The 26,271-nt window shown below is 66.3% G+C and carries 24 protein-coding genes and 1 pseudogene; 6 read left to right on the top strand and 19 right to left on the bottom strand.

Annotated features, from left to right (window positions below; genetic code table 11):
- Nucleotides 1-145: 145 nt before the first annotated feature.
- Nucleotides 146-1,021, bottom strand: coding sequence for a sulfotransferase family protein (locus tag SAHL_RS13990; protein ID WP_123592034.1), 876 nt, complete (start codon nt 1,019-1,021; stop codon nt 146-148).
- Nucleotides 1,022-1,552: 531 nt separating this feature from the next.
- Here SAHL_RS13990 and SAHL_RS17870 point away from each other — a divergent pair.
- Nucleotides 1,553-2,167: a PEGA domain-containing protein gene (locus SAHL_RS17870; RefSeq protein ID WP_184947713.1), complete on the top strand. Its 615-nt coding sequence runs from the start codon at nt 1,553-1,555 to the stop codon at nt 2,165-2,167.
- 133 nt (nt 2,168-2,300) lie between these two features.
- On the opposite strand, the gene SAHL_RS13980 is transcribed toward SAHL_RS17870, so the two are convergent.
- Both SAHL_RS13980 and SAHL_RS13975 read right to left on the bottom strand, forming a co-directional pair.
- The gene (locus tag SAHL_RS13980; protein WP_123592032.1) at nt 2,301-2,504 is read right to left on the bottom strand and encodes a cold-shock protein; all 204 of its coding nucleotides are present in this window, start codon (nt 2,502-2,504) and stop codon (nt 2,301-2,303) included.
- A gap of 320 nt (nt 2,505-2,824) precedes the next feature.
- Entirely contained in the window at nt 2,825-3,274 is a 450-nt protein-coding gene (locus tag SAHL_RS13975; protein WP_123592031.1) for a YaiI/YqxD family protein, read from the bottom strand.
- A gap of 149 nt (nt 3,275-3,423) precedes the next feature.
- Here SAHL_RS13975 and SAHL_RS13970 point away from each other — a divergent pair, with 149 nt between their 5' ends.
- Nucleotides 3,424-3,972 carry an inorganic diphosphatase gene (locus SAHL_RS13970; RefSeq protein WP_123592030.1) on the top strand — a complete coding sequence of 183 codons (549 nt, stop codon included), beginning with the start codon at nt 3,424-3,426 and terminating at the stop codon, nt 3,970-3,972.
- Nucleotides 3,973-4,249: 277 nt separating this feature from the next.
- Here SAHL_RS13970 and SAHL_RS13965 read toward each other — a convergent pair whose 3' ends face one another.
- Nucleotides 4,250-5,182: a ring-cleaving dioxygenase gene (locus tag SAHL_RS13965; RefSeq protein ID WP_123592029.1), complete on the bottom strand. Its 933-nt coding sequence runs from the start codon at nt 5,180-5,182 to the stop codon at nt 4,250-4,252.
- A gap of 237 nt (nt 5,183-5,419) precedes the next feature.
- On the opposite strand from SAHL_RS13965, the gene SAHL_RS17865 reads away from it, so the two are divergent.
- Nucleotides 5,420-5,590, top strand: a complete 171-nt coding sequence (locus SAHL_RS17865) for a hypothetical protein (protein WP_184947711.1) — start codon at nt 5,420-5,422, stop codon at nt 5,588-5,590.
- Between the two features lie 66 nt (nt 5,591-5,656).
- Here the strand turns inward: SAHL_RS17865 and SAHL_RS13960 are convergent, their stop codons facing one another.
- From SAHL_RS13960 to SAHL_RS13925, 8 genes are all read right to left on the bottom strand, one after another.
- Complete coding sequence (locus SAHL_RS13960; RefSeq protein ID WP_123592028.1) at nt 5,657-6,139, bottom strand: DUF302 domain-containing protein; 483 nt, start codon at nt 6,137-6,139, stop codon at nt 5,657-5,659.
- A 159-nt stretch (nt 6,140-6,298) separates the two neighbouring features.
- Nucleotides 6,299-6,730 carry a YkgJ family cysteine cluster protein gene (locus SAHL_RS13955; RefSeq protein WP_123592027.1) on the bottom strand — a complete coding sequence of 144 codons (432 nt, stop codon included), beginning with the start codon at nt 6,728-6,730 and terminating at the stop codon, nt 6,299-6,301.
- A gap of 281 nt (nt 6,731-7,011) precedes the next feature.
- Complete coding sequence (locus tag SAHL_RS13950; protein WP_123592026.1) at nt 7,012-7,794, bottom strand: nitrilase-related carbon-nitrogen hydrolase; 783 nt, start codon at nt 7,792-7,794, stop codon at nt 7,012-7,014.
- Nucleotides 7,795-7,866: 72 nt separating this feature from the next.
- The gene (locus SAHL_RS13945; RefSeq protein WP_123592025.1) at nt 7,867-9,216 is read right to left on the bottom strand and encodes an APC family permease; all 1,350 of its coding nucleotides are present in this window, start codon (nt 9,214-9,216) and stop codon (nt 7,867-7,869) included.
- 1,025 nt (nt 9,217-10,241) lie between these two features.
- Nucleotides 10,242-10,778, bottom strand: a complete 537-nt coding sequence (def, locus tag SAHL_RS13940) for a peptide deformylase (RefSeq protein ID WP_123592024.1) — start codon at nt 10,776-10,778, stop codon at nt 10,242-10,244.
- A gap of 72 nt (nt 10,779-10,850) precedes the next feature.
- Nucleotides 10,851-11,066: a DUF3820 family protein gene (locus tag SAHL_RS13935; protein WP_123592023.1), complete on the bottom strand. Its 216-nt coding sequence runs from the start codon at nt 11,064-11,066 to the stop codon at nt 10,851-10,853.
- 255 nt (nt 11,067-11,321) lie between these two features.
- Entirely contained in the window at nt 11,322-12,215 is an 894-nt protein-coding gene (locus SAHL_RS13930; RefSeq protein WP_123592022.1) for an SMP-30/gluconolactonase/LRE family protein, read from the bottom strand.
- Between the two features lie 286 nt (nt 12,216-12,501).
- Nucleotides 12,502-12,936, bottom strand: a complete 435-nt coding sequence (locus SAHL_RS13925; protein ID WP_184947709.1) for a lysozyme inhibitor LprI family protein — start codon at nt 12,934-12,936, stop codon at nt 12,502-12,504.
- A gap of 302 nt (nt 12,937-13,238) precedes the next feature.
- Here SAHL_RS13925 and SAHL_RS13920 point away from each other — a divergent pair, with 302 nt between their 5' ends.
- Together SAHL_RS13920 and SAHL_RS13915 are read left to right on the top strand one after the other, a co-directional pair.
- Complete coding sequence (locus SAHL_RS13920; protein WP_123592020.1) at nt 13,239-13,862, top strand: IMPACT family protein; 624 nt, start codon at nt 13,239-13,241, stop codon at nt 13,860-13,862.
- Nucleotides 13,863-14,565: 703 nt separating this feature from the next.
- Entirely contained in the window at nt 14,566-15,489 is a 924-nt protein-coding gene (locus tag SAHL_RS13915; protein WP_123592019.1) for an IS110 family RNA-guided transposase, read from the top strand.
- A gap of 166 nt (nt 15,490-15,655) precedes the next feature.
- On the opposite strand, the gene SAHL_RS13910 is transcribed toward SAHL_RS13915, so the two are convergent.
- The gene (locus SAHL_RS13910; protein WP_123592018.1) at nt 15,656-15,934 is read right to left on the bottom strand and encodes a peptidylprolyl isomerase; all 279 of its coding nucleotides are present in this window, start codon (nt 15,932-15,934) and stop codon (nt 15,656-15,658) included.
- A 419-nt stretch (nt 15,935-16,353) separates the two neighbouring features.
- Between SAHL_RS13910 and SAHL_RS13905 the strand changes: the two are divergent.
- Nucleotides 16,354-17,145: pseudogene (locus SAHL_RS13905) on the top strand (DUF3800 domain-containing protein); the annotation flags it as partial.
- 697 nt (nt 17,146-17,842) lie between these two features.
- Here the strand turns inward: SAHL_RS13905 and SAHL_RS13895 are convergent.
- The 6 genes from SAHL_RS13895 to aceE all read right to left on the bottom strand — a co-directional run bounded on the left by SAHL_RS13895 (nt 17,843) and on the right by aceE (nt 26,167).
- On the bottom strand, nt 17,843-18,613 hold the full coding sequence (locus SAHL_RS13895) for an SHOCT domain-containing protein (RefSeq protein WP_123592016.1): 771 nt from the start codon (nt 18,611-18,613) through the stop codon (nt 17,843-17,845).
- Nucleotides 18,614-18,913: 300 nt separating this feature from the next.
- Nucleotides 18,914-19,102, bottom strand: coding sequence for a hypothetical protein (locus SAHL_RS17585; RefSeq protein ID WP_148045572.1), 189 nt, complete (start codon nt 19,100-19,102; stop codon nt 18,914-18,916).
- 97 nt (nt 19,103-19,199) lie between these two features.
- Entirely contained in the window at nt 19,200-19,421 is a 222-nt protein-coding gene (locus tag SAHL_RS13890; protein ID WP_123592015.1) for an addiction module protein, read from the bottom strand.
- Between the two features lie 150 nt (nt 19,422-19,571).
- A complete protein-coding gene (lpdA, locus tag SAHL_RS13885) occupies nt 19,572-21,404 on the bottom strand; it encodes a dihydrolipoyl dehydrogenase (RefSeq protein ID WP_123592014.1) in 1,833 nt (610 codons plus the stop codon).
- A 185-nt stretch (nt 21,405-21,589) separates the two neighbouring features.
- Nucleotides 21,590-23,377 (bottom strand): dihydrolipoyllysine-residue acetyltransferase, encoded by a 1,788-nt coding sequence (gene aceF / locus SAHL_RS13880; RefSeq protein WP_123592013.1) that lies wholly within the window; start codon nt 23,375-23,377, stop codon nt 21,590-21,592.
- Between the two features lie 99 nt (nt 23,378-23,476).
- Nucleotides 23,477-26,167, bottom strand: coding sequence for a pyruvate dehydrogenase (acetyl-transferring), homodimeric type (gene aceE, locus SAHL_RS13875; RefSeq protein ID WP_184947705.1), 2,691 nt, complete (start codon nt 26,165-26,167; stop codon nt 23,477-23,479).
- Nucleotides 26,168-26,271: the final 104 nt, after the last annotated feature.

Below are 26,271 nucleotides of genomic sequence, written 5' to 3'. Positions count from 1 at the left end.
TGCAGTCGAATGATCGTTCCGTATTCCTATCACGCCGGAGCGATCGGCGCGACGGCCCGGCATCAAAAGCGAGCGCGCGACCAACCGGCCGACCGTGATCGAGCACCGCCGACACGCCCGGTCCGTGCACGGCGATCAAAATGCCCTAGACGGGAAACCAGCGATCCGGGTCCAGCGCGTGCCGCTCGACGTAGGCGATCTGCTCGGCGGTGAACACCTCGTGCGCCTTGGAAGGCGCCGGCCGGATCGCACGGCTGTTGCGCTTCCAGACCTCGTGGTCCTTGACGATATCGGTCGTGTCGTACACCGGGTGCAAGGAATCGGCGGGCAGGCCCAGAAACGCCTCCAGCCGCCTCAGATGGCGGTCCACATCCGCGGCCAGCGCCTCGTAGCGCAGGATCAGATGCCCGTCGGCGCCGCGGCGGGCCACCGAGCAGGACAGCGCCCGGTTGTAGTACCGGACGGCCTTGACGAGACCGTTGGCGCCGCCGAAACGCTCACCGAAGGTCGAATACTTGCGCGCGGCGTCCACGAGCGAGGCGATGTTGTCCAGCGGCGACCGCACGATGTGCACGAACTGCGGCTGCGCGAAATGACGCTCGATAAGGTCCAGCACGAAGATGTTCTGCGGGCTTTTCTCGACCCAGCGCCGGTCGCCGGCCACGGCGTCGAGCATCTCGCCGAACTGGGTATAGATCCGCGCGATCGAGCGCTCCCGCCCCAGCCCTCGGCGCCGCACTTCGTCGCCCAGCGCCTGCGGCAGCTTGTCCACATTCTTGGACCAGTCGAACTTCCGGGTCAGACCGGCGCGGTTGTACAGTCCCCGAAGACGATCCCGCAGCACCCGACGGACGCCGCCCACGTGCCCGAAGCGACGACGATCCAGGTCGTCGGCGACGGCATAGAGCCGGTTGGTTTCCGGCAACGCCAGCAGGCGATCGCTCGTGGCCAGAAGCGACTGCACCAGCGTCGTGCCCGAGCGCGAGCAGCCGACGACGAACAACGGGCGGTTGGCGTGCATGAAAACTCGCTGGACTGAGCGAGAGCCGACCGGCCCTGCGTAAACCTCGACCCGGCCGGAATCGCCCACCCGGTCCCCCAGTTACCATCACAGCGCGAGCCCGTGCCGGGTGGTGGCACGCACAAAGCCAGCGAGCCGGGCGCCGTGGAAGGTCAGGCGAGAGCCTCGCATCGCCGGTGTATCCGGTCAATGCGTGTCATGGCCTCGCATTGCAGCGCCACTGAACGGTCCCCTTGCCGTTCCCGACGTCCGGCCGCCGTCTGGCGGGTGCCCCGATCCGCCGCACAGCGCTGCGCCGCCACTTTCGGGTGCGTCACGGGAAACAGTGCGGGTCAGGCACATGAATCCGCCGCGGCGTCCGTCGTGCCAATCCCGGACATGTCCGGCGCAGAACGGCTTTCGGCTCAACCACGCGACCGACCGGCCGATACCCCCGGCAGCGGCCGACATTCGTCGTGGCGCTACGACGCGCTCTCGTGTTCGAGCATCGCCGGATGCCCGCGAGACGCCTTTCCAAAACGGGGGAATCCAATGAAGCAAACCATGCTGACCTGCCTGGTCATATCAGGCAGCCTGCTCTGTGCGGCCTGCGCCACCATCGTCGGGGGAACCAGCCAGAGCGTGTCTTTCGAATCCGAGCCGAGCGGCGCCACGGTACGCGTGGACGGCAAGGCGATAGGCGAAACGCCCGTCAGTACGCGCCTGGATAAAAAGGACGATCAGACGCTTACCTTCGAACTGGCGGGGTACAAGACCGTCACGAAGGAGCTGGCAACCAAGACCGAGCCGTGGTTCTTCGGCAATCTGATCACCGGCGGGCTGTTCGGCTCCACGACGGACTTCGCCTCGGGCGCGGTCTACGAATACAGTCCCGACCAGTATTTCGTGACGCTACCGCCCGAGGACAGCGCGGGCATGCTGAACGATCGACAGCAGATCGAACGCTACGTCGTGGTCATCTACGATGAACTGCGCCGTGCGGTGGCCCGGGGCAACCCCGAAACGAACGAGACGTTCGCGAATCTGATGGACGCGCTCGGCATCGACCCGGACGAGACGACCCGAATCGACACGCTGTCCCGGCTGATCATGGATCACCCGGATGCGGTCGCCGGCGCAAACGCGATTGCGGATCGGTACTACTGAAAACCCGGTTCAATCGGGCGCCGACACGAAACCCGGCGGGACCGCGCGGCCGTCAGGACGACGCACACGGCGCTCGTGTCGGACAAAAAAAAGGGGGCTGGATCGCTCCAGCCCCCTTTTTTGCGTTCGTAACTTAAAGCGGAACGACGCTATTGGCGCAGGGCCCTTTCTTGCCCTCGCCTACTTCAAACTCGACAGCCTGCCCGTCTTCGAGACTGGCAAAGCCGCTCATCTTGATCTCCGAATGGTGAACGAAGAGATCCTTGCTGCCGTCTTCAGGAGCGATAAAGCCGAAGCCTTTCTCCGAGCTGAACCACTTCACTGTGCCTTTGGCCATACTTTACTCTTGGTGTTAACCGTTTTGATTGATGCAGTTTCCTGCGCGATCAGTATAGGCGTCACGGCCGCAATGCACGAATAACGCGCCCGGATTTCATCCGGAAAATCAGTCGGCTCCGCGCCCGGAATGCGCCTTTTGCGGCCTGGCCACACATTGCTTGAAGCAATAAAAGTGATCGTGAACACGATGTTGGCGCCGCCGACCGGCGATCGGCGCGCGCGCCTGCGGCGCCGGCAGCCGTCCGTATGGCGACGACACCATCGTTGGGAGAAACGGCGCGTCGGTGCGCGATTTGCGCCCGACTCGGCGCCGGCCCGCTAGCGGGTCGCCCGCGCCAGCCACCGATCCAGCGCATTGGCGAACGCCTGACGCTCGCGTTCGCCGAGCGCGGACGGGCCGCCGCCGTGGATACCGCTGGCGCGCAGCGTGTCCATGAAGTCGCGCACGGTCAGGCGCGCGGCGATATCGTCGGCCGAGTACATCTCGCCGCGCGGGTTGAGCGCATGCGCGCCCTTGTCCATGACCTCGGCGGCCAGCGGAATGTCGGCGGTGACGACCAGATCGCCCGCGGCCACCCGGCGCACGATCTCGTTGTCCGCGACATCGAACCCGCCCGGCACCTGAATGGCCTGCACCTGGGGCAGCCGCGGCACCTGCAGCGGCTGGTTGGCCACCAGCGTCACGGCCATGCCGGTGCGCCGGGACGCCTTGAACAGGATCTGCTTGACCGTGACCGGACAGGCGTCCGCGTCCACCCATATCTGCACGCCATGCTCCGGCTGCGCCCCGCGGGGTCGAGGCCGCGAGCATAACGCGTCGAACCGAGTATCGGGCGGCGCGGAGGCTCGGAGCGATCGCGCGCCCTCGGTAATCACGTATTCTCACGGCGGGCGCCCACCGTTGACACAGGAGATTCATGCTTTTTCAGGACGCGATCGGTCAGCTGAAACCCCAGGACGAGGACGGCGTAACCGTGGTGATCGAGACGCCCATGGGCAGTCGTCAGAAATACGACGTCGACCATGACACCGGGCTGTTCAAATGGGCGCTCGAACTGCCTGAGGGCGTGACCTTTCCGTTCTCGTTCGGCTTCGTGCCCAACACGCTGGCCGAGGACGGCGACCCGCTCGACATCATGCTGCTGATCGACGGCGAGATCCCGCAGGGCACCGTGGTCAAGGCCCGGCTGGTGGGCGTGCTGCAGGCGGAACAGGACGAGGGCCACGACGGCGAGGCCGAGATGGTCCGCAACGACCGGATCGTGGCGGTGGCGAACCTGTCCCGCGTCTACACCGGCGTAGACGCCCTGGACGATCTGCGCCCCGGCCTGATGTGGGAATTCGAGCAGTTCTTCGTCACCTATAACAAGATGATAAAGCGCGACTTTCGCGTGCTCGACCGCGGCAGCGCCGAGCAGGCCCAGCAGATGCTGGTCGAGGCCGTCGAACGCGCGAACAAGGGCTGACACACCGGCGCATCCGACCCGGCGCCCGGCGCACCGCCCGCCGGCGACGCGGGCGGGCAACACGCGGACGAGGCCGCCGATGTCGACGCCTGGACCGGTCCGGAGGGCACTGCCCGAGCGTCGGCTATTCAGGCCGCCGTGCGCGCCCATTCGATCACACCGCCCGACGTCGTCGGGCCGAGGTCGGCGCGAGGCGCGACTCGTTGATACACGGGTTCGCACCCGCCGGCACGGATGGCGATCGACCGGGCGCGGGCCGGCCGCGAGGCAGCCGCGGCTAGAGCGGCGGCAACGCGGCCTCTATCTCGGCCCGCCGGGCCTCGTACTGCTCGGGCAGCTTGAGATGCGTGCCCAGGGCCTCGGCCGTCTCGTCCACCGTGAACCCCGGCCCGTCGGTGGCGATCTCGAACAGCGACCCGCCCGGCTCGCGAAAATAGACCGAGTGGAAGTACTGGCGATCGATCTGCGGCGTGGCGTTGAGGCCGTGGGTCGTCAGCACGTCGCGCAGCGCCATCTCGTGGTCGTCGTCGGCGGCCCGGAAGGCGATGTGATGGATCGAACCCACCCCCTGCCGCTCCGGCGCCAGCGCCGGGTCCACACGGACATCGACGAACGCCCCGGGCGCCCGGCCGTCACCGGCCCGAAAGCGCACGCGGTCGTCGGCGGTGGCGACCCGCCGGAAACCGAGTCCCTCCTCGAGCACCATCGCGGTACCGTCGAGCGCGTGCGTCCACACGCCGACGCCGTGAAACCCGCGCACGGCGTGTTCGGCCGGTATCGCGGCCGCCGCCCGGCCTTCGATGTCGGCGGCCGACGCCGTGCCGACGAGCTGCAGGGCGATGCCGTGCGGATCGTGGAACGTCAGCATCTGCTCATCGAAACGGGTCGCACGCTCGAACGCCACGTCGTGTTCGGCCAGGCGCTCGGCCCAGAAGGCGAGCGCGTCCGGGGGCACTGCCAGGCCGATCTCCACCGGGGCACCGGCGCCGTGGCGCCCGGCCGGGGCCCCCGCGAAGGGAAAGAACGTCAGCGCCGTCCCGGGCGAGCCGATGGCGTCGCCGTAGTACAGATGATAAGTGCCCGGATCGTCGAAATTGACGGTCTTCTTGATGAAGCGCATGCCGAGCACACGCGTGTAGAAAGCCACGTTCTCGGCCGGATCGCCGCAGATCGCGGTGATATGGTGCAAGCCAGCGCTGGGTTCGGCCATGCCTCGTCTCCGCAGGGGCCGCGCCGGCCCGGCGATGGCGCCCGGCGGCACGGCGTTGATGACCGCGCCTACGCTACCGGCGGGGCCCGGGCTCGAAAAGCGAGCGCTTTCGGCAATCTCGTTCGAATCGTCTGAACGACACACCGCCGGGCGGCCCCGGCATCACTGACAAAAAAGCAGGCACAGCCCTTGCTTGGCAGGACAGGTGTCCGTCCAGCACCCGACGCCGGAGCCTTCATGCCAGACGACGACCGCCATTCGACCGGCCGAATACCCCGGCGCCGCCTGATCGCGACCGCGGTCGTCGCGGGCGGCCTGACGCTACTGGGCCTGCTCGCGCTGCAGTGGCTGCCGGGCCCGGTGCACACGCCGGCGGTACAGTCCGCGGCCGAGCCGCCGTCGGAGTGATCGGGCGCCGGCGGGCCGCAGGGCCGTATCGGCGGCCGCCTTGTCTACCGCGCGATCGCGGCGGGCTCAGTCCCCGCCGTCGAGCGCGTCTTCCGAGATCGTCTTCGTCGCCAGCTTGTCGAGCATGGCGCCGACCTTGGGTACCGCCTTGCAGTCGCCGATGTCGTGGCGTTCGGCCAGATACTCGATGTCGTTGTAGGCCAGCCGGGTTTCACCGTCGTCGGCCCAGATCAGGGCCTTGGCGGGCAGATCGATACCCATGGTCCGGCCGCACTGCATCAACGGCGTGCCGGCCTTCGGGTTGCCGAAGATCACCAGCGTGGTCGGCGCCAGATCCATGCCGGCCTGGGTCGCGCCCTCGGCGTGATCGACGGTATCGAAGACCGTCAATCCGTTGGCCCGGGCCACGCGCTGGAAGCGCTCGACCGTGGTGGCCACGTCGTGGGGGCTGGACTCGACGATCAGCCCGTCGACGTCGGACGCATCACCCGCGTGGGCGCCGGCGCCGGCGAACAGCAGCACGAACAGAAACGCAATGCGACAAACCATGGTTCACTCGGTGTGGGAGGCCGTGCGGCCAGCCTACGTGCTCGCGTCACGGCTGACGAGTCCGGGCGTCGCGCACGGCCGCCGGCGCGACGACGCCCGCTTACCCCGCCGCTCGGTGGACAAGATCGCGCCGCGGTCCCGGTTCGACTGTCGGCGGTCTCAGGCCGCTGCCGGCGCCGCGGGCAGCGGCGGCGGGTCGTCGTCGTTTGAACCGGCGTGCACGGTCATCGCCGTGGCGGGCAGCACCGGCCGCGTCCAGTCGGCGGGGGTGAGCGCGGGCAGTCCGTGGGCGAGGCGGGCCCGGTCGCACTGTGGGCTGACGGCGCCGAACTCCCACGATGGCGCCACCTCGCGGCAGACGCCGGGGCGGTCCGCATGGATGGTGCAGCGGGCGTGACGACCGATGTCGGCCTCCAGAGCCACGCAGCGCGCGGGCCGATGCTTGGTGCCTTTCATCACCAGCCGATGGCCGTCGAGCGGCTCGGTGAGCGCGGCCGGCACGCGGCCGCCGTATTCCGGCGCCGCCTCCAGCCAGTGGAAGGCGACGCGGTACAGGGCGCAGCAGGCACCACAGCTCAGGCAGGGATGCATCGCGGGGACCACGCTCCAAGGCAGGTGAAGGCCAGGCCAGATAACCAGGCCGGATAATACGCCGGAACGCACCGCACCGGCGGATATTGGGCGCCGAACGGCAGCGCAGGGCGGATGCTCGAGACCCGATCGGTTGGCCGGCGGCAACCGGCACGGCCGTCTGCGCTCCCGCTTGCCAGAGCCTGGCGTGCCGGAACCGCCGCCGGACGAAGCCGTGATCCGGCGCGCCGCGATTCGCCTTCGCGCCGGCCGACTCGCGGCCCGACGGCCTCGGCCGCGCCTCAGCCGCTCACCGGCGGCGGGTCGCGGTGCAGGGCGAGATAGTCCGGGCGCACGCGGCTGGGCACCGCCGGGGCGAGGCGTGCCACGGTCACCCCTTCGGCCTGCCCGCCGGCCTCGGCGCTGAGCTCGCCGTCGACCGACACCGCCATCGAGCCGCCGGTGAAGGTGAAGCGCTCGCCCTCGCCCACCTGGTTGACATAGACATGCGGCAGGCCGTTCTCCACCGCGCGGGCGGTCGCGAACAGGTGATGATCGAAGCCGAACGGCGTCATGTTCGCCGAGATCGTGACCAGCGCATCGGCGCCGGCCCGCGCCAGCGCCCGGGCGACTTCCGGAAACTCCACGTCGAAACAGATCATCACGCCCAGCCGGTGGCCGCCGACGGACACCAGCCGCAGTGCGTCGCCGGGCACGAAGCCCGCGCTCTCGTCGCCGAACAGCTGGGCCTTGCGATAGACCCCGCCCGGGCGGCCGTCGCGATCGATGAAAAACGCGGCGTTCGCGAAACCGCCGTCCACCGCCTCGGCCGCGCCGAACAGCACGGCGGTGCGATGATGCGCCGCGCGCTCGGCCAGCGCGGCGAACAGCTCGCCGTGCACGTCGCAGACCAGCGCCTCGAGGTCGGTCGTGGTGTAGCCGCCCCAGAACAGCTCCGGAAAGACCACCAGATCGGCCGCCGGATGCGCGGCGATGACAGCCTGCATCCGGGCGACGTTGGCCTGCGGATCGCGCAGCGCGGGCTTGAGCTGGGCCAGCGCTACCGTGAGTTCCTGTTGCGCCATGATCGATGCTCTCCGGTGTGGCACGGGAGACGAAGGCTCGGGCGCGGCGGCCCGAGCGCTTCGTCGGTCGGATCAGTCCGGTTTTTCGCTGTCCAGCGCCAGCTTGGGCGGCGGCTGGCGAAAGCCGCGCGTCAGCACGGCCAGCCAGAGCACGCCCAGCGCCAGCCAGATGCTGCCGATGATGCGCGCATCCGCGCCCAGGCTCAGCAGCAGATAGCCGTCGATGAGCACGCCCGCCAGCGGGACCACGATCCAGCCGAGGATCGCGCCGATGCCCTGGCTCGGCCGATGCCGCCAGTAATGCACGATCGCACTCAGATTGACCAGCGTGAAGGCACTGAACGCGCCGAAGTTGATGAACGAGGCCGAAGTGGTCACATCCACGAACAGCCCGACCAGCCCCGTCAGGCCGATCAGCACGATGCTGACCACCGGCGTACGGTACTTGGGCGAGACATAGGCCAGCCGGCTCGGCAGCGTGCCGTCCCGGCCCATGGTGAACAGCAGCCGCGAGGCGCCCGCCTGAATCGCCAGGCCACAGGCGAACTGGCCGACGATCAGCCCGGCCAGCACGACGGCATTGAACAGGTTGCCGCCGACCATGCGCGCCAGCTCCAGCGCGGCGGAATCCACGTTGTCGAACTCGACGCCGGGATGGATCAGCTGCGCGGTCCATGAAACGCCCACGAACAGCACGCCGAAGAACACCACCACGATCAGCATCGCGCGCGGGATGGTGCGTTTGGGGTCGATCGTTTCTTCCGTGAGCAGCGTCAGCCCGTCGAAGCCGATGAACGAGTAGGCCGCCACCGCCGCGGCCGTGGCGAGTGCGGCGATCGTGGTCGTATCGTTGGCGAACGGCGAGAGCAGCGTGCTGCCGGTGTCATGGCTTGCGAAATAGCCCAGGCTCAGGGCCACGAAGATCGCGATCACCAGCAGCTGGAAGGCCACCAGCAGATAGTTCGCACGCGCCGTGACCTGGATACCGATGATGTTGAGCAGCGTCGTGGGCACGATGAAGGCGACGATCCAGGCACCCATCGGGATGATCGGAAACTGGGCCGACAGATAGGCCGCGCCGATCAGCCATACGACCAGCGGGATGAAGAAATAGTCCAGCAGGATCAACCAGCCGGTGAGAAAGCCCAGCCGCGGGCCCATTTCCTCGCCGACATAGGTATAGGCCGAGCCCGCACTCTGATAGTGCACCGAGGCCATGCGCCCATAGCTCCAGGCCGTGCATACCATCGCCAGCAGCGTGATCAGATAGGCCGTGGGCGCGGTGCCGTTGGACAGCTGGATGATGATGCCGATGGTCGCCAGCGCGATCAGCGGCGTGACCCAGGCCACGCCCAGAATCACCACCGAGGACAGCGTCAGCGTGCGTTTGAGGCCGGGGTTGGCGGCGGATTCAGTGGTCATGGCGGCTCCCGGGGGCGGTGATGTCGAGACGTGACGGCGACAGGGCGAGGCCCGCGGCCCGAGCCACCGGCACGCGATGTGCAGGCCGCCCTGTCGCTGAAGCGCGTTGCGTTGGCATGGTGCGTGTCCTCCCTCGCGGATCACCGGTACACGCCGGACGAATGGTAGTTATACTTTCCATGCAAGATATTGACCAACCGCGACGGCTGTCAACGGGCCTCGCCGGTCGGTCAGCGCATCGACCCGCGCGAGGCGAGGATCGCCGCCCCAGGCCGCGGCGCCCGTCGCGGTCGGGCCGTCTGGCGCGCGGACACGGCGCATGACGGCTGACACCCGCCGCGAGGTCGTGTGCCGCGGCGGTCTCGGGTGCACGCCGGACCCGGCGCCAGCCCCGGTCCGACTCGAACCCATCGGCAGCATCCACAGCGCCCGCGGCTGACACCCGCAAGCGCATCGCTACGGCCGGCGGCGGCGGCCGCTGCGCATGCACTGCATGGTCGCAGAGAGAGCAAGTCGCCGGCGTTCGAGCGCGGGATGTGGTTGAGGCTCGACGCAACCGGCCGAGCCCGACGGACGGACCGGCCCGGCGACCGGTGACGTCGGCGCGGCTGGCCTGCAACGGCGCGTCGACCGTCGTGGCCCGACTCGGCGGATTCGCATCGACGCGGTCGAGGCGGGGTATCGACCGCGGCGCAACGTGCGCGGGCGATACCGCCGCGTGGCGATGCAGGCCCGGGCGGGGCTGGAAGCAAGGCGTGAGTCGCGCCGTACGGGCTCACCTCTTGGCAAAATCGACCGGCCGGATCGGCGCAGCGCGCGCCGTGCCGCCGGCGATGGCGCTCGACCAGGGCCTGCCGTGTTTAAGGCCGCACATCGTGTGCGGCAAGGCACGAGTCGCCGATCATGGCGCGCCCCGATCCAGACGGGCAACGCCGCAGCGCGCCCCGGGTCGATCGTTCATGGGCGGCCCAACCCGACGCGGGCCAGGCGCCGTGGTGCGGGCTCGCGTGAAGCGTCCGCAGCCGCTAGTCGTGAACGGGCGGATGGCGGCGCAGTTCCTCGGTGAAGCCCAGGCGGGTCATGTCGGTCATGCGCTCGGGGTAGAGAATGCCCTGCAGATGGTCGTATTCGTGCTGCACGACGCGGGCGTGAAAATCCGTGGCCTCGCGTTCGATCGGCGCGCCGGTGTCGTCCAGCCCGCGGTAGCGGATGCGCCGGGCGCGCGGCACGTAGCCCTGCAGGCCCGGAATCGACAGACAGCCTTCCCAATCGCCCACGACTTCGTCGTCGAGCACCTCGATCTCCGGGTTGATTAGCACCGTGAGCGGCACGCCGTCGTCGGCCTCGCCGCTGACGGTGCGCGCGGGCGGAACGAAGAACATCATCACCGCCCGGGCGACATACACCTGCGGTGCGGCCAGACCCACGCCCTCGGCATCGGCGAGCGTGTCCTTCATGTCCGCGATCAGGCGCTGGATCTCCGGCTCGGCGGGGTCGGCGACCGGCGCGGTGACCTGGCGCAGCACCGGCTGGCCCATGCGGGCGATCTTGCGTATCGCCATGACGATGCGACTCCTTGCAGGCGAAAACACGCAGGATAACCGGCCGCGCCCGGCCCCGGCAGGCGATCGCGGTCAGCGCGGGCCACGCAGCGGGTCGAGCAGCGGCTTGAGCCCGTTGTGGTCGATGTGGTGCATGAGCGCGAGCAGGCGCCCGAGCTCGCCGTCGGGAAAGCCCTCGCGGGCGAACCAGTGCAGATACGGCCCCGGCAGATCGGCCAGCAGCCGGCCCGCGTACTTGCCGAACGGCATCGTGCGCGTGACCAGCTTGTCCAGATCCTGCGGGTTCACGGCGCGCGACCGCCAAGCGCGGCCCGGGTGCCTGTCACGGCGGCGGCAGGCGTGGCCCGCCGCGGCGGCCGGGCGACGTGCGGCGTGCCGGGCGCGCCGCCGACCTGTGGACCGGTACCGGCTCGACGAAGGCGCATCGATGCCCGCGCCGCCGCGGGGCCGAGTGCCGCTGCGACGACGATCCGCGGCGAGCGGCCCGGATCCGTTGCGAGCCGATCCACCGGACGCTCTGCCGGCGAGCGAACGGGATTCGCCTCAGGGCCGCCCGGCGTGCGGCACATCGACCCGTATCGCCGCCAGGGTGGCCTCGCGGGCGGCGCTGCGGGCGTGCTCGTCGAAGTCCGGCGCCAGACAGGCGAACAGGGTCCGGCCGTCCGCGCCACCGAGCATGCAGGCGAACACGCCGGTGCCGGTCGGGATCTCCTCCAGGATCTCGCCGCCTTCGCGGACCCGGAACAGCCGCTCGCCCAGGGCGTCGGCGATCCACAGCGCGCCCTCGGCGTCCAGGCCGCAGCCGTCCGGGGCGAGCGCGAGTTCGCCGAGCGCCGTGGCCAGGTCACGCGCGGCGGGCGGATCGCCGAAGGCGGCCCAGTCGCGCCGGTTCGACAGCGAGCCATCGGCCGCGACGTCGAATGCGGACACGCGGTTCCCGAACGTCTCGTTAACCAGCAGGGCGCCGTCGTCGGTCAGCACGCTGCCGTTGGGGAACCACAGGTCGTCGGCGACCCGGCTCACACCGCCGTCCGGATCCACGCGCAACAGGTTGGCGGGCGCGATCGGGGCGCCGGCCATCAGGTCGAAGCCGAAATTGCCGACGTAGGCGCGGCCCTGGGCATCGACCACCATGTCGTTCGGGTGCCCGCCGACGTGCGGGCCCAGATCGGCGTGCGTGACCAGCCGGCCGTCGGCCTCGCGGCGCAGCAGGCGGGCGTCGCGCATGGAGACCACGAGCAGCCGACCGTCCGGCAACCAGCCGAGCCCGGAGGGCTGCTGCGGCACGTCGGCCTCGATGCGCAGGTCGCCGCCATCCTCGGCCGCGGAGAACACCCGATGGGTGTAGAAGTCCACGAACCAGATCCGTCCCCCGTGCCAGCGGGGGCATTCGAGGAAGGACAGGTCGGCCACCAGGGTGCTGATCTCTCGGGGCATGGGTCGGGCTCCAGCGGGTCGCGAGCCGCGCGACCGGGGTCATGTACTGAAAATAACGTTCCCGACGTCCGGTAGATGTGTCAAGACGACCCGGCAACCGGATGGCCGCGCGGGGCCGCAGCGCATGTCGCCGCGTGCCGCATCCATGCCTTGATGCGTGAATCTGTATCGGACGCCGCCTGCCCGCGCGGCCTCGCCGTCGGCGCCACGCGCCGCCCGGACCGGACACCGTCGGCAGAGATGAACGACCGGGTCGCGCCGGCACCCGCGAACCCACGCCCTGCGGCTAGTACAGCTGCTCGAGATACCCCCACAGTTCCTCGGCACGCTCGTAGACCAGGGCGTTCCGGGCGCCGGTCAGGGCGAGGGCGTAAGAGCTGCCGTAGACCTGTCGTGTGAAGGTCTGGTTCAGAAAGGCGTACTCGGCGTCACGGTAGTCCAGCCATTGGCGCTGCGAGGCGCGCAGTGCCGCCTGCTGCGGCTCCGACAGCCGCGCCATCACCCGGCGGTACGCCTCGTTCAATTCGTCGTCGAGCGCCTCGGCCATGCTCCCCGAGGCCTGGTCCATCGACAACGTCGTCCGCCCGTCCAGAATCCGCTGCTGATACGCGGCCATGCGTTCGTGAAACGCGCCGACGTGGTTCGGGACATCCGGATTCACGATCCCGGCGGTCGCAAAACCCACGAACCCCAGCAGCACCAGTGCCACCCATCCCTTCATGACAGCCCCTCGTTTCGCGGCATGAGGCCGTGCGTCCAGCAAGGTCCGCGCCAGACCGCGCAAGTCCCGGATCGGCCGCGGAATAATGGCCGGGCCGGCACGCGCCCGTGGCCGCACTGTAAGACCCGCCGACGCGGGACGCGGCCTCATCGGCGCCCGTGCCCGCCGATCGGCGCACATCGGCCGTCCACGGCCGAGCGCCCAGGGCCCCGCCCGAAACCGATAGCATCAACGCCGAGCACTGCCCGAAACCCGCCGGCGCCCGACCCGCCGGGCGGCCGGGCCCGCCGGACGGAGACCCGATGCGCCATGCCATGCCCGCCGCGAGCGTCGACGCGCCGCACACCGCCACGCTCGACGTGCAGAAAAGCCGCTTCATCGGCTGGTGCGCGGCCGTCGACGGCATCGACGACGCCCAGCGGCTGGTCGCGCTCGCGCGCCGGCACCACCCGGAGGCCTCGCACCACTGTTTCGCCTACATCGCCGGCGCGCCGGACGACGACCAGGCCATCGGCTTTGCCGACGACGGCGAGCCCGGCGGCACCGCCGGCCGGCCCATGTATCAGGTGCTGGCGGGCAGCGGCCTCGGCCGCGTCGTCTGCGTGGTCATCCGTTATTTCGGCGGCACCAAGCTCGGCACCGGCGGCCTGGCACGCGCCTACGGCCAGACCGTGACCGCGCTGCTCGCGGACCTGCCGACACGCGAATACATCCCGCGCCGCCGCGTCTCGCTCGGCCTGAACTTCGCCGACGAACAGCCCGCCCGCGGCTGGCTGGCCGAACACGAAGGCGAGATCGTGGACGCCCGCTACCACGCCGAAGGCGTCACGCTGGCAGTGGACTGGCCGCAGGACGCCGATGCGGATCTGGCCGAGCTCGATGCGCGGCTCCACGGGCGGCTGGGCCTGGATGCCGACGAGGCGTAGCCCGTGCGCTCGTTGCATTGGTGCGTGTAGCGCTGGCGAGCGCAATAGCCAGCTGATTCCGCCAAGCCAACCGGGGTTTCGCGCTCTTATATTTGCTTGCCCACATGCGTGCCTTGTTATTCAAAAGGCACCCTGTCTTGCGCCGATGCTGCGCATCGGTGCCCTGCGCGGCTGCGGCCGCAAGCGGGACAGCCGGAAACTCGCTACGCTCAAACATCCGGCTGTCTTGATCCGCTTGCGGCCTTCGCTGCTCAGCGCTACGCCCAAGGGATTGAACGCAGGTCCTACATAGAAAAGTGCGGTCTGGCTGTTGCCTGGTCGTCTGTATTCGGGTCCCGTGTGGAGCGGCGAGAAGCGCAGCATCGAAGGGCCGCTTCATGCGGCAGCCTGTCTGAGGGCCGCGCAGCGGCCCGAGTTCTGCCGCATCCCTTCGATGCGAGCATCGCAGTGGACCGGCGCTTCGCGCCGGCGTGCAACCCGGGTGTCTTTTCCTTTTATCTCTTCCTAAGTTCGTACAATGGCGTCGAGAGCCCGGCGTGTGCGCCCGTTTTACTTTAGGTTCCGCGACCGCGAAGCAGCTTGGTGCCGCACGCCGGTTTCTCACGCCTACGTCCGAACAGTTGCCAGGTCTATCGCTCGTATCGATAAGAATGGGCTCGCGCGTGAGATCTCTCGACATCTATCACTTTAACGGAGATTAGCCATGATCGGTGTGGGTATTGATGTCGGTAAGTGTGCACTGGATCTCGCACGCCACGATCAGCCGGCCGTGTATCGATTCGATAATACGGCGTCCGGCATTGCCGGCATACTCGAGCACTTGGCGAGCTGGGGTGAGACTCAGGTCGTGCTCGAAGCCACGGGCGGGCTGGAAAAGCCTGTGCTGGACGCCCTGATCGCGGCGGGCCATGCGGTGAGTCGCGTTAATCCAAGACAAGCCCGTAACTTCGCACGTGCCAGCGGCCAGCCGGCCAAGACCGATGCCTTGGATGCCCAAGGTCTGGCCGATATGGCCCACTGCATGTTTGCCAAGCTGGCCCGCTATGTGGCGCCGGCCGACTGGCAGACGATGCTGGCCGCTTTTGTCACGAGACGCACCCAAGTCGTGGGCGCACTCCAGCAGCAAACCCAGCAGATCGAGGCCATAAGCGTGCCCGAGTTGCGTGCACTCGCCGCACACTCTCTAGCAACGCTTCGGGCCGAGCGCGAGGCGCTGGACAAACGCATCGCCGAACTGGCTAAACCCCATCTGACACCGGCCTGGCGATCCATCAAGGGGCTGGGGCCTGTCGTACAGGCGACCTTGATCAGTCAGTTGCCCGAGCTGGGTACGCTATCTCGCCAGCAAATCGCCAAGCTTGTTGGCGTGGCGCCGCTCAATCGCGACAGCGGCACGCTACGCGGCCGACGCGGTATCTTCGGCGGACGCCGCGCGGTGCGTAAAGTGCTCTATATGGCGGCCTTGGTCGCCGTCCGATGGGAGCCCCAGTTCAAGGCGTTCTACGAGGCCTTGAAAGCGCGCGGCAAGCGGCCGAAGGTCGCGTTGGTTGCGTCGATGCGCAAACTGCTGGTCGTGCTCAATGCGCGTCTGCGCGATGAACGAATCGCCCTGGCTATGTCGACATAGCTATAGATGCTCAAGACAGTTGCTGCTTCCTTTCGTTTGGACAAGCAAATGAAAGGGAGTCGCGCATCAGCGCGAAACCCCAAGCCGCATCAAAGCACGACGCTCAATCCGACCCGCGCTCATCGGGCAAGCCGAACAGTCGCGGCACCCGCGGCCCAATCCGACGCTATCCGCGCCCGGTCACCTCCAGCAAGTGATACCCGAACTGCGTCTTCACCGGCCCCTGCACCTCGTTCAGCGGCGCGCTGAACACCACCTCGTCGAACGCCGGCACCATCTGGCCGGGGCCGAACGTGCCGAGATCGCCGCCCTGGCGGCCGGACGGGCACGTCGAGTGCGCACGCGCGATCTCCGCGAAATCATCCCCGTTCTCGATCCGTTCCTTGAGTTCGATGCATTGGGCCTCGTCTTCAACGAGGATGTGGCGGGCGCTGGCTTCGGCCATAGTCGGTCCTGCTTTAATGAAATCTGGGCGCCATACTACGGCAATTCGCGCATGAAAGATCGTGACTTATCGCTGCGAATGCAAAATGCACGACGTGACCCTAAATGCGCTGTCGTAGTCTAGAAGTTAAACAATCGGCCAATAAAGTGCCTCGCTTATCGCTCGCCACTTGAAGTCCTTCACTCCATCGGCTCCGGTGCACTCGGAAGTCGAGTCCAACTAGACCCTGCTTCCCTTCCTGCTCAATGTCTGGATAGGTATGCTGTCCTCGGGTTCCCTACTTTAATAGGGCCAAGCAGCGCTTAACACGAACTATTTACTCAAGAATTCGTAAACGGCTCCTGCATTACAGCACTCCGTATCATCTTATGTCTAAAGAGCTTATCTTATACTGCGATGAATGAGATAAAGACGGACCACATTTCGCTAACTTTTACGGTGGTCTTCTCATAAGATCGCAAGACCTTGAGACATGTATCCAAGAGTTAGCCGATAAAAAAACCGAGCTCGGGTTCACGGGAGAGCTCAAATGGCAAAAGGTCACGCCGTTTTTTCTAAATAATTACTTAGCTTTTATAGATTTTCTGTTCGATTTTATCGAAAAAGATCTTATAAAAGTACGCATTATGTTTACACAAAAATACTTCGCTGCCGTCGGCCTCAGCAAAGAACAAAAACAAAATGAATACTTCCTACTCTACTATCAATTTATTAAACACGCATTTGGTTTAACGCATGCTGCAAAAGAATCTGATTCAAGAGTCGGCCTGAGAATACATTTTGACCAGCTGCCAGATACGAGAGAAAAATGCGAACAGTTTAAGGATTATATAGCCAACTTAAATCGTAATAAACAATTCTCAGAGGCGGGAGTGATCCTATCTCGAAATCAATTAGCTGAAGTCGACTCGAAAGACCATATTTTACTTCAGTGTATCGACCTAATTCTGGGATCTATCCAGTTTCGCCTCAATGACAAACATCTGCAAAAGCCTGCAGGGAAAACTCGCCGCGGAAAGAAAACTATTGCCAAGGAAAAGCTTTACAAACAAATTAACCGGCGAATTCGTGATATTTATCCCAATTTTAATGTCGGAATATCAACAGGAACCGAAGGGGATGCCACAAAAAAATGGGACCACCCGTATAGACATTGGCTTTTTATGCCAAATAATGCGGCTATAAACCCGGCTGCGGCCAAGAAAAAATAAATAGCCCCGCGCACGCTATGTCAAAGGACGTATCTCAAGCACCGCTTGAGACTTCGCGTGCGGCAGGGCCACCTTGATTTTGGCACGTCGGCTAGCATAACGCAACACCAAAAGCAAACACTGCGCTAAAAGAGAGCAACTGTTGTTTTGCTTTACGCTGGGTGCAGCGTAGTTACCTCCACATCTGCCTGACCCGTTCGGCTATTTGCGGGACGTTAGCCTGGGCCATTCGAGCCATTCAGGGACGGTATACTCAACCCCGTACTCAGTTCCTTATTCACCTGAAACACGCTTATGGCCGCCTAGCTCGCGTCACACTACCCAACACACCCGATCACTTTACCCAGCGCCGCAACAGCCGCCAGCTGATCTCCTTCGAAGACTAGGACCATCGGGTCTATCTCAAGCTGATCGATGATTCCGCAACAAAAGCCTGTACGGCGGTGATCGCTTACTGCCTCTCATACCGAATCATGTGCACTTCATCCTCCAGCCAAGACACACCGACGGTCCGCGGGCGGCGCTTGGCGAGGCGCATCGACGCTATACGCGCTACGTCAAATTTCGGGAAAACTGGCGCAGCCATCTATGGCAAGAGCGATTTCGTGCCTATCCCATGAATGATGTGCATCTCTAGGTCGGGGTGCTCTACGTGGAGCTAAATTCATAAGTGGCATACGCGGATGTCAGCGACCACTCACAGCCGCGCCAGCAACTCCTGCTTCTTGGATGCGAACTCGCCGTCGGTCAGCAGCCCCTTCCGGTGCAGTTCGCCGAGCCGCTCGATCGCATCCAGAATCCCGGCACTGTCGCTGGGCGCGGACGCGGCCTGCGGCAGGGGTTCGGCAGCGGCTGGCGCTTCCGCCGGTGCCCCATCTGAAACGCCGTCGACGCGAGTCAGCCGCTCCAGCGGCACTTCACCGAGCTGGCTGGTGAACACGAGCCGGCTCGCCGCGCCCTGCTGCGACTGCGCCACGCCGCTGATGCGGTGCTCGCCGGTGTCGTAGACCGCGAGCTGCCCGTTTTCGCGGATGGCGAGCCGCCGCGCGGCGTCGAAGTAGGCGTAGGCGAGGTCGTTCTGCGTGCCGGTGGCCGACGGCTGGCCCAGTTCGGCCGGCCAGCCGTGGTCTCGCACGCGCGGGCCGGTATCCCATGCGCGGGCATCGGGGTCGATGCGGCGGTGACGGCTGGCCGACGCCACATTGGCCCGGCGCAACTGTTCGGACAGGGCGTTGCAGAGGGCGTCGACGCGGCTCTTGAGGCCGTGGTTGTTGGCGTCGGTGAGCATGATGAGCCCGCCGCGCATCCACTGGCCGGGGCCGGCGAATTCGGGGTGGTCGAACATGGCCATGTCGCCCCCGCCCTGTTCGACGGCGTGGCGCAGATGGCGGACGGCATCGGCGGAGAAGCCGAAACGGTCGGCGAGGGTGGCGGTCGAGGTGTCGGAATCGGTCTGCGGGTCGGTCATGTCGGTGTGACCTGAGTGATGGGCGAGCGGATGACGCTCAGTGTGCGCGCGGAATCGGCCGGCCGGAAGACCCCGCGCGTCGGTTGCTACGCCTTTGGGCCGAGGGCACGACAAGGCCGGCGCGCGGCCGGCTTTGATTCGACAGGCCGGGGGAAGGGTCGTGCGCTCCTTCTTATTCGGCCTATCCAGGGCCGTGAATGCAGGAATTCAGGACCTGCATCTGGCACCCTCCGCACGAAGCCGAGGACAGCGCATCGTTTCCTACGGTCGAATCTGCCATCGCCAAGCGCGCACTTTTCGTCACACGCGCGGCTTCCAATAACCGGGGCGCTGGTGCAAATGGGGTACGGCGACCACCGTGATCGTGTTGCCATCGTGCCGATAGATAACGCCGTACGGGAAGCGATTGACCAGACAACGGCGCGTGCGGTCACTGATCGGCGAATGCGCCTCTGGAAATTGCTGGATACGATTCAGGGCTTCAGCCACCACTTGGCAAACCGTCGGCCCAGGCCCGGTAATTGCTGGTCGTAATAATCGACGGCATCACCGAACTCGGCGGCGGCCGCCTCGTAGAAGTAGACGTTCAACGCTGATCGTCTTGGCCCAACACCTGCGATGCGGGAATCGAGCGCATCTCGCCACGATCGGCCATATCGATCCGTGACTCGGCTTCCTGCGCCCAAAGCTTGTCAATTTCGGGATCGGGCCGATCGAGACTCGAGAGCAGTTCCTCGACCAACGCGGCACGCTGTGCTGGCGGCAGGCTCAGGGCGTCGTTCAGTATTTTGTCGACCGTAGCGCTCATGTTGCATGCCCACTCGTTCTTCAATGATTGAAGACTAGAGCGTGCACGGCCTCAAGTAAACGCATGTCGGCTGCTCAGTCGCCGGTTCGCGAGGACGATAAAAAGGCCGGCGAACTCGCCGGCCTTCTACACCTCGAAAAAGTAGCGACGCTACTTTTTCTTCTTCGGCATATACAGGTCCGTGAGCGTCCCGGCCTGGGCCTCGGCGGCCATGCCGACCGTTTCCGACAGGGTCGGATGCGGGTGGACGGTCAGGCCGATGTCGTGGGCGTCCGCGCCCATCTCGATGGCCAGGCCCAGCTCGGCGATGAGCTCGCCCGCACCGGGGCCGACCGCGCCGGCGCCGATGGCCCGCCCGGTCTCCTTGTCGAACAGGATCTTGGTGGTGCCTTCGGAATAGCCCATGCCGAGCGCGCGGCCGCTGGCCGCCCAGGGGAAGGCGCCCTTGTCGTATTCGGTGCCGTCCTCCTTGGCCTGGGTCTCGGTGACGCCGGTCCAGGCGACTTCCGGATCGGTATAGACCACGGAGGGGATGCACTTGGCATCGAACGCGGATTTCTCGCCGGCGCAGCATTCGGCGGCGACCTTGCCCTGGTGCGTGGCCCGGTGGGCGAGCTGTGGTTCGCCGGAAACGTCGCCGATGGCGAAGATATGGTCGACGTTGGTGCGGCACTGCTTGTCGACGGCGATGAAGCCCTTGTCGCCGACCTGCACGCCGGCGTTGTCGGCGCCGATCTTCGGCCCGTTGGGCTTGCGGCCGACGGCGACGAGCACGCGGTCGTAGTCCTTGCTCGCGGGCGCGTCCTTGCCCTCGAAGCTGGCCTTGAGCGCCTTCTTGTTGGCCTTGAGGCCCGTGACCTTGGTGTTCGTCCAGAGGTTGTCGCAGCGCGCCTTCATCCGTTTTTCCAGCGGCTTGACCAGGTCGCGGTCGGCGCCGGGCAGCAGGTTGGGCGTCATTTCGACGACATCGACCCTGGTGCCGTGGGAGGCGTAGACGTTAGCCAGTTCCATGCCGATGATGCCGCCGCCGACCACCAGCAGGGACTTGGGCAGCTCATCCGGCGACAGGGCGGCCTCGGAGTCCCAGATGCGCTCGTCCTCGGGCCAGTCGGGGAGCATGACGGGCTCGGAGCCGACGGCGATGATGCAGTTGGCGAAGCTGATCTCGCGGGTGTCGTCGCCGCCTTCGACGGTGAGCGTGTGGTCGTCCTTGAAGGTGCCGTTGCCGTTGACGACCTGGACCTCGCGCTTCGCGGCCATGGACTTGAGCCCGCCGGTGAGCTTGTCGATGACCGACTGCTTGAACTCGAGCAGCTTGGGCAGCTCGATCTTCGGCTCGCCGAAGCTCACGCCGTGCTCGGCCATGGCGGCGGCGTCGTCGATGACCTTGGCCGAGTGCAGCAGCGCCTTGGACGGGATGCAGCCGACGTTGAGGCAGACGCCGCCGAGCACGCTGTGGCGCTCGACCAGCGTGACGTTCAGGCCCAGATCGGCGGCGCGGAAGGCCGCGGAATAGCCGCCCGGGCCGGAACCGAGCACCAGCACGTCGCAGTCGTAGTCATGCGCGCCCGGGCGCGGCTGGCCGCTGCCGCCGGACTTCGGCTTGTCGCTGTCTTTCGACTCCTTTGTCGGCTTTTTCGACGACGATTGATTCTTTTCATCGCTTTTCTTCTTGCCCGCATCCTTTTTCCGGCCCGAGCTTTCGGCCTTGTCGTCCGCGGCATCCTCGGCCGCGTCGTCGCCGCTGTCGGCGGCTTCGATGAGCGCGATGACCGAGCCTTCCGAGACCGTGTCGCCCTCGGCGACCTTGAGCTCGGTGATCCGGCCGGCGACGGTGGAGGGCACTTCCAGCGTGGCCTTGTCCGACTCCAGCGTGATCAGGGCCTGTTCCTTGTCTACCTCGTCGCCCTCGGCGACCAGCACTTCGATGACCTCGACCGCGTCGAAGTCGCCAATGTCCGGAACCTTGATTTCCTGCGCCATGGTTTAGTTACCTTGACCGGCCGGCCGGCCGGATTATGCGTTCAAGAAGCGAGCGATCGAAGCGACACACGTCAGACCGCCCGGCGCGCGTCATGGAGCTGCAAGACAAGGCGCCGTGAGCGCGGTGTAGCAACGCTACACAAGCGAGCGGCAACGCCGTATTGCAGTGCCATGGCCGCGGCCTCTTAAAGAAGCAACGTACGAAGATCCGAGAGCTTCTCGCTGAGGAACCCGGTGATCCGCGCAGCCTTGGCCCCGTCAATCACGCGGTGATCGTAGGACAGCGACAGCGGCAGGATCAGCCGGGGCTCGAACTCGCTGCCGTTCCACACCGGCTGCCAGCTGTGTTTGGACACGCCGAGGATGCCCACCTCCGGGCTGTTCACGATCGGCGTGAAGGCCGTCCCGCCGACGCCGCCCAGGCTGGACACAGAAAAGCTCGCGCCCTTCATCTCGTCGCCCTTGAGCTTGCCGTCACGGGCGCGGCCGCTGATGTCGTCCAGATCGCGGGCGATGTCGTAGATGCCCTTGGCGTCGACGTCCTTGATGACCGGCATGAGCAGGCCGTTGGGCGTGTCCACGGCCACCGCGATGTTCACGTAGTGCTTGTGCACCAGGTGCTCGCAGTCCGCGGTGAGCGAGCTGTTGAGATCCGGGAAGGCCTTGAGCGCGGCCGCCGAGGCCTTGAGCAGGAACGCCAGCGGCGTGAGCTTGACGCCCTCCGCCTTGGCCTTGTCCTTGTTGGCCTGGCGGAATTGCTCCATCTCGGTGATGTCGGCGGTGTCGAACTGGGTGACGTGCGGAATCAGTAGCCAGTTGCGGTGCACGGCCTTGGCCGAGAGCTTGCGGATGCGCGCCAGCTCGGTGGTCTCGACCTCGCCGAACTGGCTGTAGTCGATATCCGGCTGCGCGGGCACGCCGCCGCCACCGGCCGGGGCCGCCGCGCCGGCGGAGGCGCCGCTACCCTGGACCTGCTTGAGCGTGTCCTTGACGTACTGCTGCACGTCCTCGGCGAGGATGCGGCCCTTGCGGCCGCTGCCCTCGATGCGACCGAGATCGGCCCCCAGCTCGCGGGCGTACTTGCGCACGCTGGGCGAGGCGTGGGCCTTGTTGAAGCGGTCCTCGTCGACGTCGGCGAGCTTGCTGGAGCCGTCGTCCTCGCTCGGCGCCGGGGCGGACTTCTTGTTGGACCCGTCGCCCGCGGCGGCGGCGCTGTCGGCTTTTTTCGCGCGATCCGTCTCCGAGGTGCCGGATTGCTTCGCCTTGGCCTCGTCGTCGCTCGACCGCCCGCCGTCGGACTGCTTGCCGCCGGCCTTGTCGCCGCCGCCCGCGGTCTCGACCTGCGCGATCACGTCGCCTTCGGAGACGGTATCGCCCTCGGAGACCGTCATCGCGACGATCCGGCCGGCCGCGGTGGACGGCACCTCCAGCGTGGCCTTGTCGGATTCCAGCGTGATCAGCGCCTGTTCCTGCTGGACCTCGTCGCCTTCGGCGGCCAGCACTTCGATGACCTCGACCGAATCGAAGTCGCCGATATCCGGCACCTTGACCTCGACGGTCTCGCCGCCGCCGGCGTCTTCGTCGCTTTCGTCATCGCCGTCATCGTCGGCCGGCGCGGCGTCGTCGCCGGCCTCGTCCGCGGAATCGTTCGATTCGTCCGATTCCTCGGCCGCCTCGGCTTGTCCGGCGTCGGCATCGCCGTCGTCGTCCGCGTCGTCCGCGCCGCCGTCTTCATCGGCGACCTCGACCAGGGCGATGACGTCGCCCTCGGAGACCGAGTCGCCTTCGGAGACCTTCATTTCGGTGATCTGACCGGCCACGGTCGAAGGCACTTCGAGCGTGGCCTTGTCGGACTCGAGCGTGATCAGCGCCTGTTCCTGCTCGACGCTGTCGCCCGCCGAGACCAGGACCTCGATGACCTCGACCGCGTCGAAGTCGCCGATGTCCGGGACCTTGATTTCCTGCGCCGCCATAGAGCGTTTCCTTGATCCGGTGACACGGCCCGCTGCCGGGCCATGGTTTCAAAGCGTGGTGCGTTGACGCGTCGCGATCGTTACGCGATCAGTGGGTCCTCAATGGGTGATCGGCTCCGGCTTGTCCGGGTCGATGCCGTACTTGCGGATGGCCTCGCCCACCTTCTTGCGCTCGATGTCGCCCTGATCGGCGAGCGCCTTGAGCGCGGCCACGATGATCCAGCGGCGATCGACCTCGAAGAAGTCGCGCAGCGCCTCGCGGGTGTCGGAGCGGCCGTAGCCGTCGGTGCCGAGCGTGTGATACGGGATCGGCATGAATGGCCGGATCATCTCCGGCAGGCCGCGGACGTAGTCGGTGGCCGCGATCGCCGGGCCCTTGGCGTCGGCGAACTGCCGGGCCACGAAGCTCTGGCGCGGATCGGCCTCCGGATGAAGCATGTTCCAGCGTTCGGTGGTCAGCCCGTCGCGCTTGAGCTGGGTGAAGCTGGGCACGCTCCAGACGGTGGCGCCGACGTTGTATTCCTTTTCCAGCATCTCGGCGGCGGCGATGGACTCGCGCAGGATGGTGCCGGAACCCATCAGGTTCACCTGCTTCTTGTAGCGCTTGTTGCCTTCCGAGAACCTGTACATGCCGGCGATGATGTCGTCCTCGACGCCTTCCGGCATGGCCGGGTGCGTGTAGTTCTCGTTCATCATCGTGAGGTAGTAGTAGACGTCGCGCTGCTCCTCGTACATCTCGACCAGGCCGCGGTGGATGATCACCGCCATCTCGTAGGAGAACGTCGGGTCGTAGACGCGGCAGTTGGGCACGCAGTCGAACATGATCGGGTTGTGCCCGTCCTGATGCTGCAGGCCCTCGCCGTTGATGGTCGTCCGCCCGGCGGTACCGCCGAGCATGAAACCGCGGGAACGCATGTCGCCCGCCGCCCAGCACAGATCGCCCACGCGCTGATAGCCGAACATGGCGTAGAAGGCGTAGAACGGGATCATCGTCCGGCCGTGGTTCGAATACGACGTGGCCGCGGCGATGAACGACGAGATCGCGCCGGCCTCGGTGATGCCCTCCTCGAGAATCTGGCCGTCCTTGGCCTCCTTGTAGAAGGCGAGCTGGTCGGAGTCCTCGGGCACGAACAACTGGCCGACCGGCGAATAGATGCCCAGGCTGCGGAACATGCCCTCCATGCCGAAGGTGCGCGCCTCGTCGGGGACGATCGGGACCACGCGCTTGCCGATGTTCTTGTCGCGGGCGAGGATCTGCAGCAGGCGCACGAACACCATGGTGGTGGCCATCTCGCGATCACCCGAGCCCTGGAGCAGCTTGTCAAACGCCGACAGCGGCGGGATCTCGAGCTTGTCGCCCTCGGTGCGCCGCTGCGGCAGATAGCCGCCGAGCTCTTCGCGCCGGGCCTTGAGGTACTGGATCTCCTCGGAGTCCTCGGCCGGCTTGTAGAAGGGCGCCTCGGCGATCTTGTCGTCGTCGACCGGGATCTCGAAACGGTCGCGGAATTCCTTGAGCGCGTCTTCGCCCATCTTCTTCTGCTGATGGGTGATGTTCTGGCCTTCGCCGGCCTCGCCCATGCCGTAGCCCTTGACCGTCTTGGCCAGGATCACGGTCGGACGCCCGTTCTTGTTGTTCACCGCGCGGTGATAGGCGGCATAGACCTTGTGCGGATCGTGGCCGCCGCGGTTCAGGCGGCGGATGTCCTCGTCGGACATCGACGCGACCATCTCCTCGAGCTCGGGATACTTGCCGAAGAATTCCCGGCGCGTGTAATCGCCGCCGTTGGCCTTGTAGGCCTGGTATTCGCCGTCGACCGTCTCGTTCATCAGTTCCACGAGCTTGCCGTCGTGGTCCTGGGCGAGCAGGCCGTCCCAGAGCGCGCCCCAGATCACCTTGATGACGTTCCAGCCGGCGCCGCGGAAGGCACCTTCGAGCTCGTTGATGACCTTGGCGTCGCCGCGCACCGGGCCGTCCAGGCGCTGCAGGTTGCAGTTGACCACGAAGATCAGGTTGTCGAGGCCCTCGCGCGAGGCGATATCGATCGCGCCCATGGATTCGGGCTCGTCCATTTCGCCGTCGCCGCAAAAGCACCAGACGTGGCGGCCCTCGTTGTCCTGGACGCCGCGATGCTCCATGTAGCGCATGAAGCGCGCCTGATAGATCGCATTGATCGGACCGATGCCCATGGACACGGTGGCGAACTGCCAGTAGTCCGGCATCAGCCAGGCGTGCGGATAGCTCGACAGCCCCTTGCCGGTGGATTCGGCGCGGAAGTTGTAGAGCTGGTCCTCGTCGAGCCGGCCTTCCAGATACGAACGCGCGTAGATGCCCGGCGCGGAATGGCCCTGGATATAGACCAGGTCACCGCCGTGCTTCTCGCTCGGCGCGTGCCAGAAGTGGTTGAAACCCACCTCGTAGAGCGTGGCCGCCGAGGCGAAGCTGGCGATGTGCCCGCCCACGCCTTCGTGATGGCGATTGGCCTGGATCACCATGGCCATGGCGTTCCAGCGGATGATCGAGCGGATGCGCCATTCGATGGCCGGATCGCCCGGCGAGCGCTCCTCCATGTGCGGCGGAATGGTGTTCACATACGCCGTGTAGGGCGAGAACGGGATGTGGGCACCCGAGCGGCGGGACCGCTCGATGAGCATTTCCAGAAGAAAATGGGCCCGTTCCGGGCCCTCGCGTTCGATGACAGCATCCAGCGCATCACGCCATTCGGCGGATTCCTGCGCATCGACATCCTCGACGTCGTCGATGTGCTCGGGGTGGGCACGGGCCTGGGCCATACGGCGCTCCTTGAAACCGGATCAGAACTGCGTTTATGCGGATACTACGCCCGCGTTTCGAGCGTCGACAACTGGCCGCGCGGGTCAGCGGATGGCATGCTTGA

The sequence above is a fragment of the Salinisphaera orenii subsp. halophila YIM 95161 genome (assembly GCF_003732545.1).
GTDB lineage: Bacteria > Pseudomonadota > Gammaproteobacteria > Nevskiales > Salinisphaeraceae > Salinisphaera > Salinisphaera orenii_A.
The sequence above is the reverse complement of the archived record's forward strand: the minus strand, read 5'-3'. Positions and strand labels throughout refer to the sequence as shown.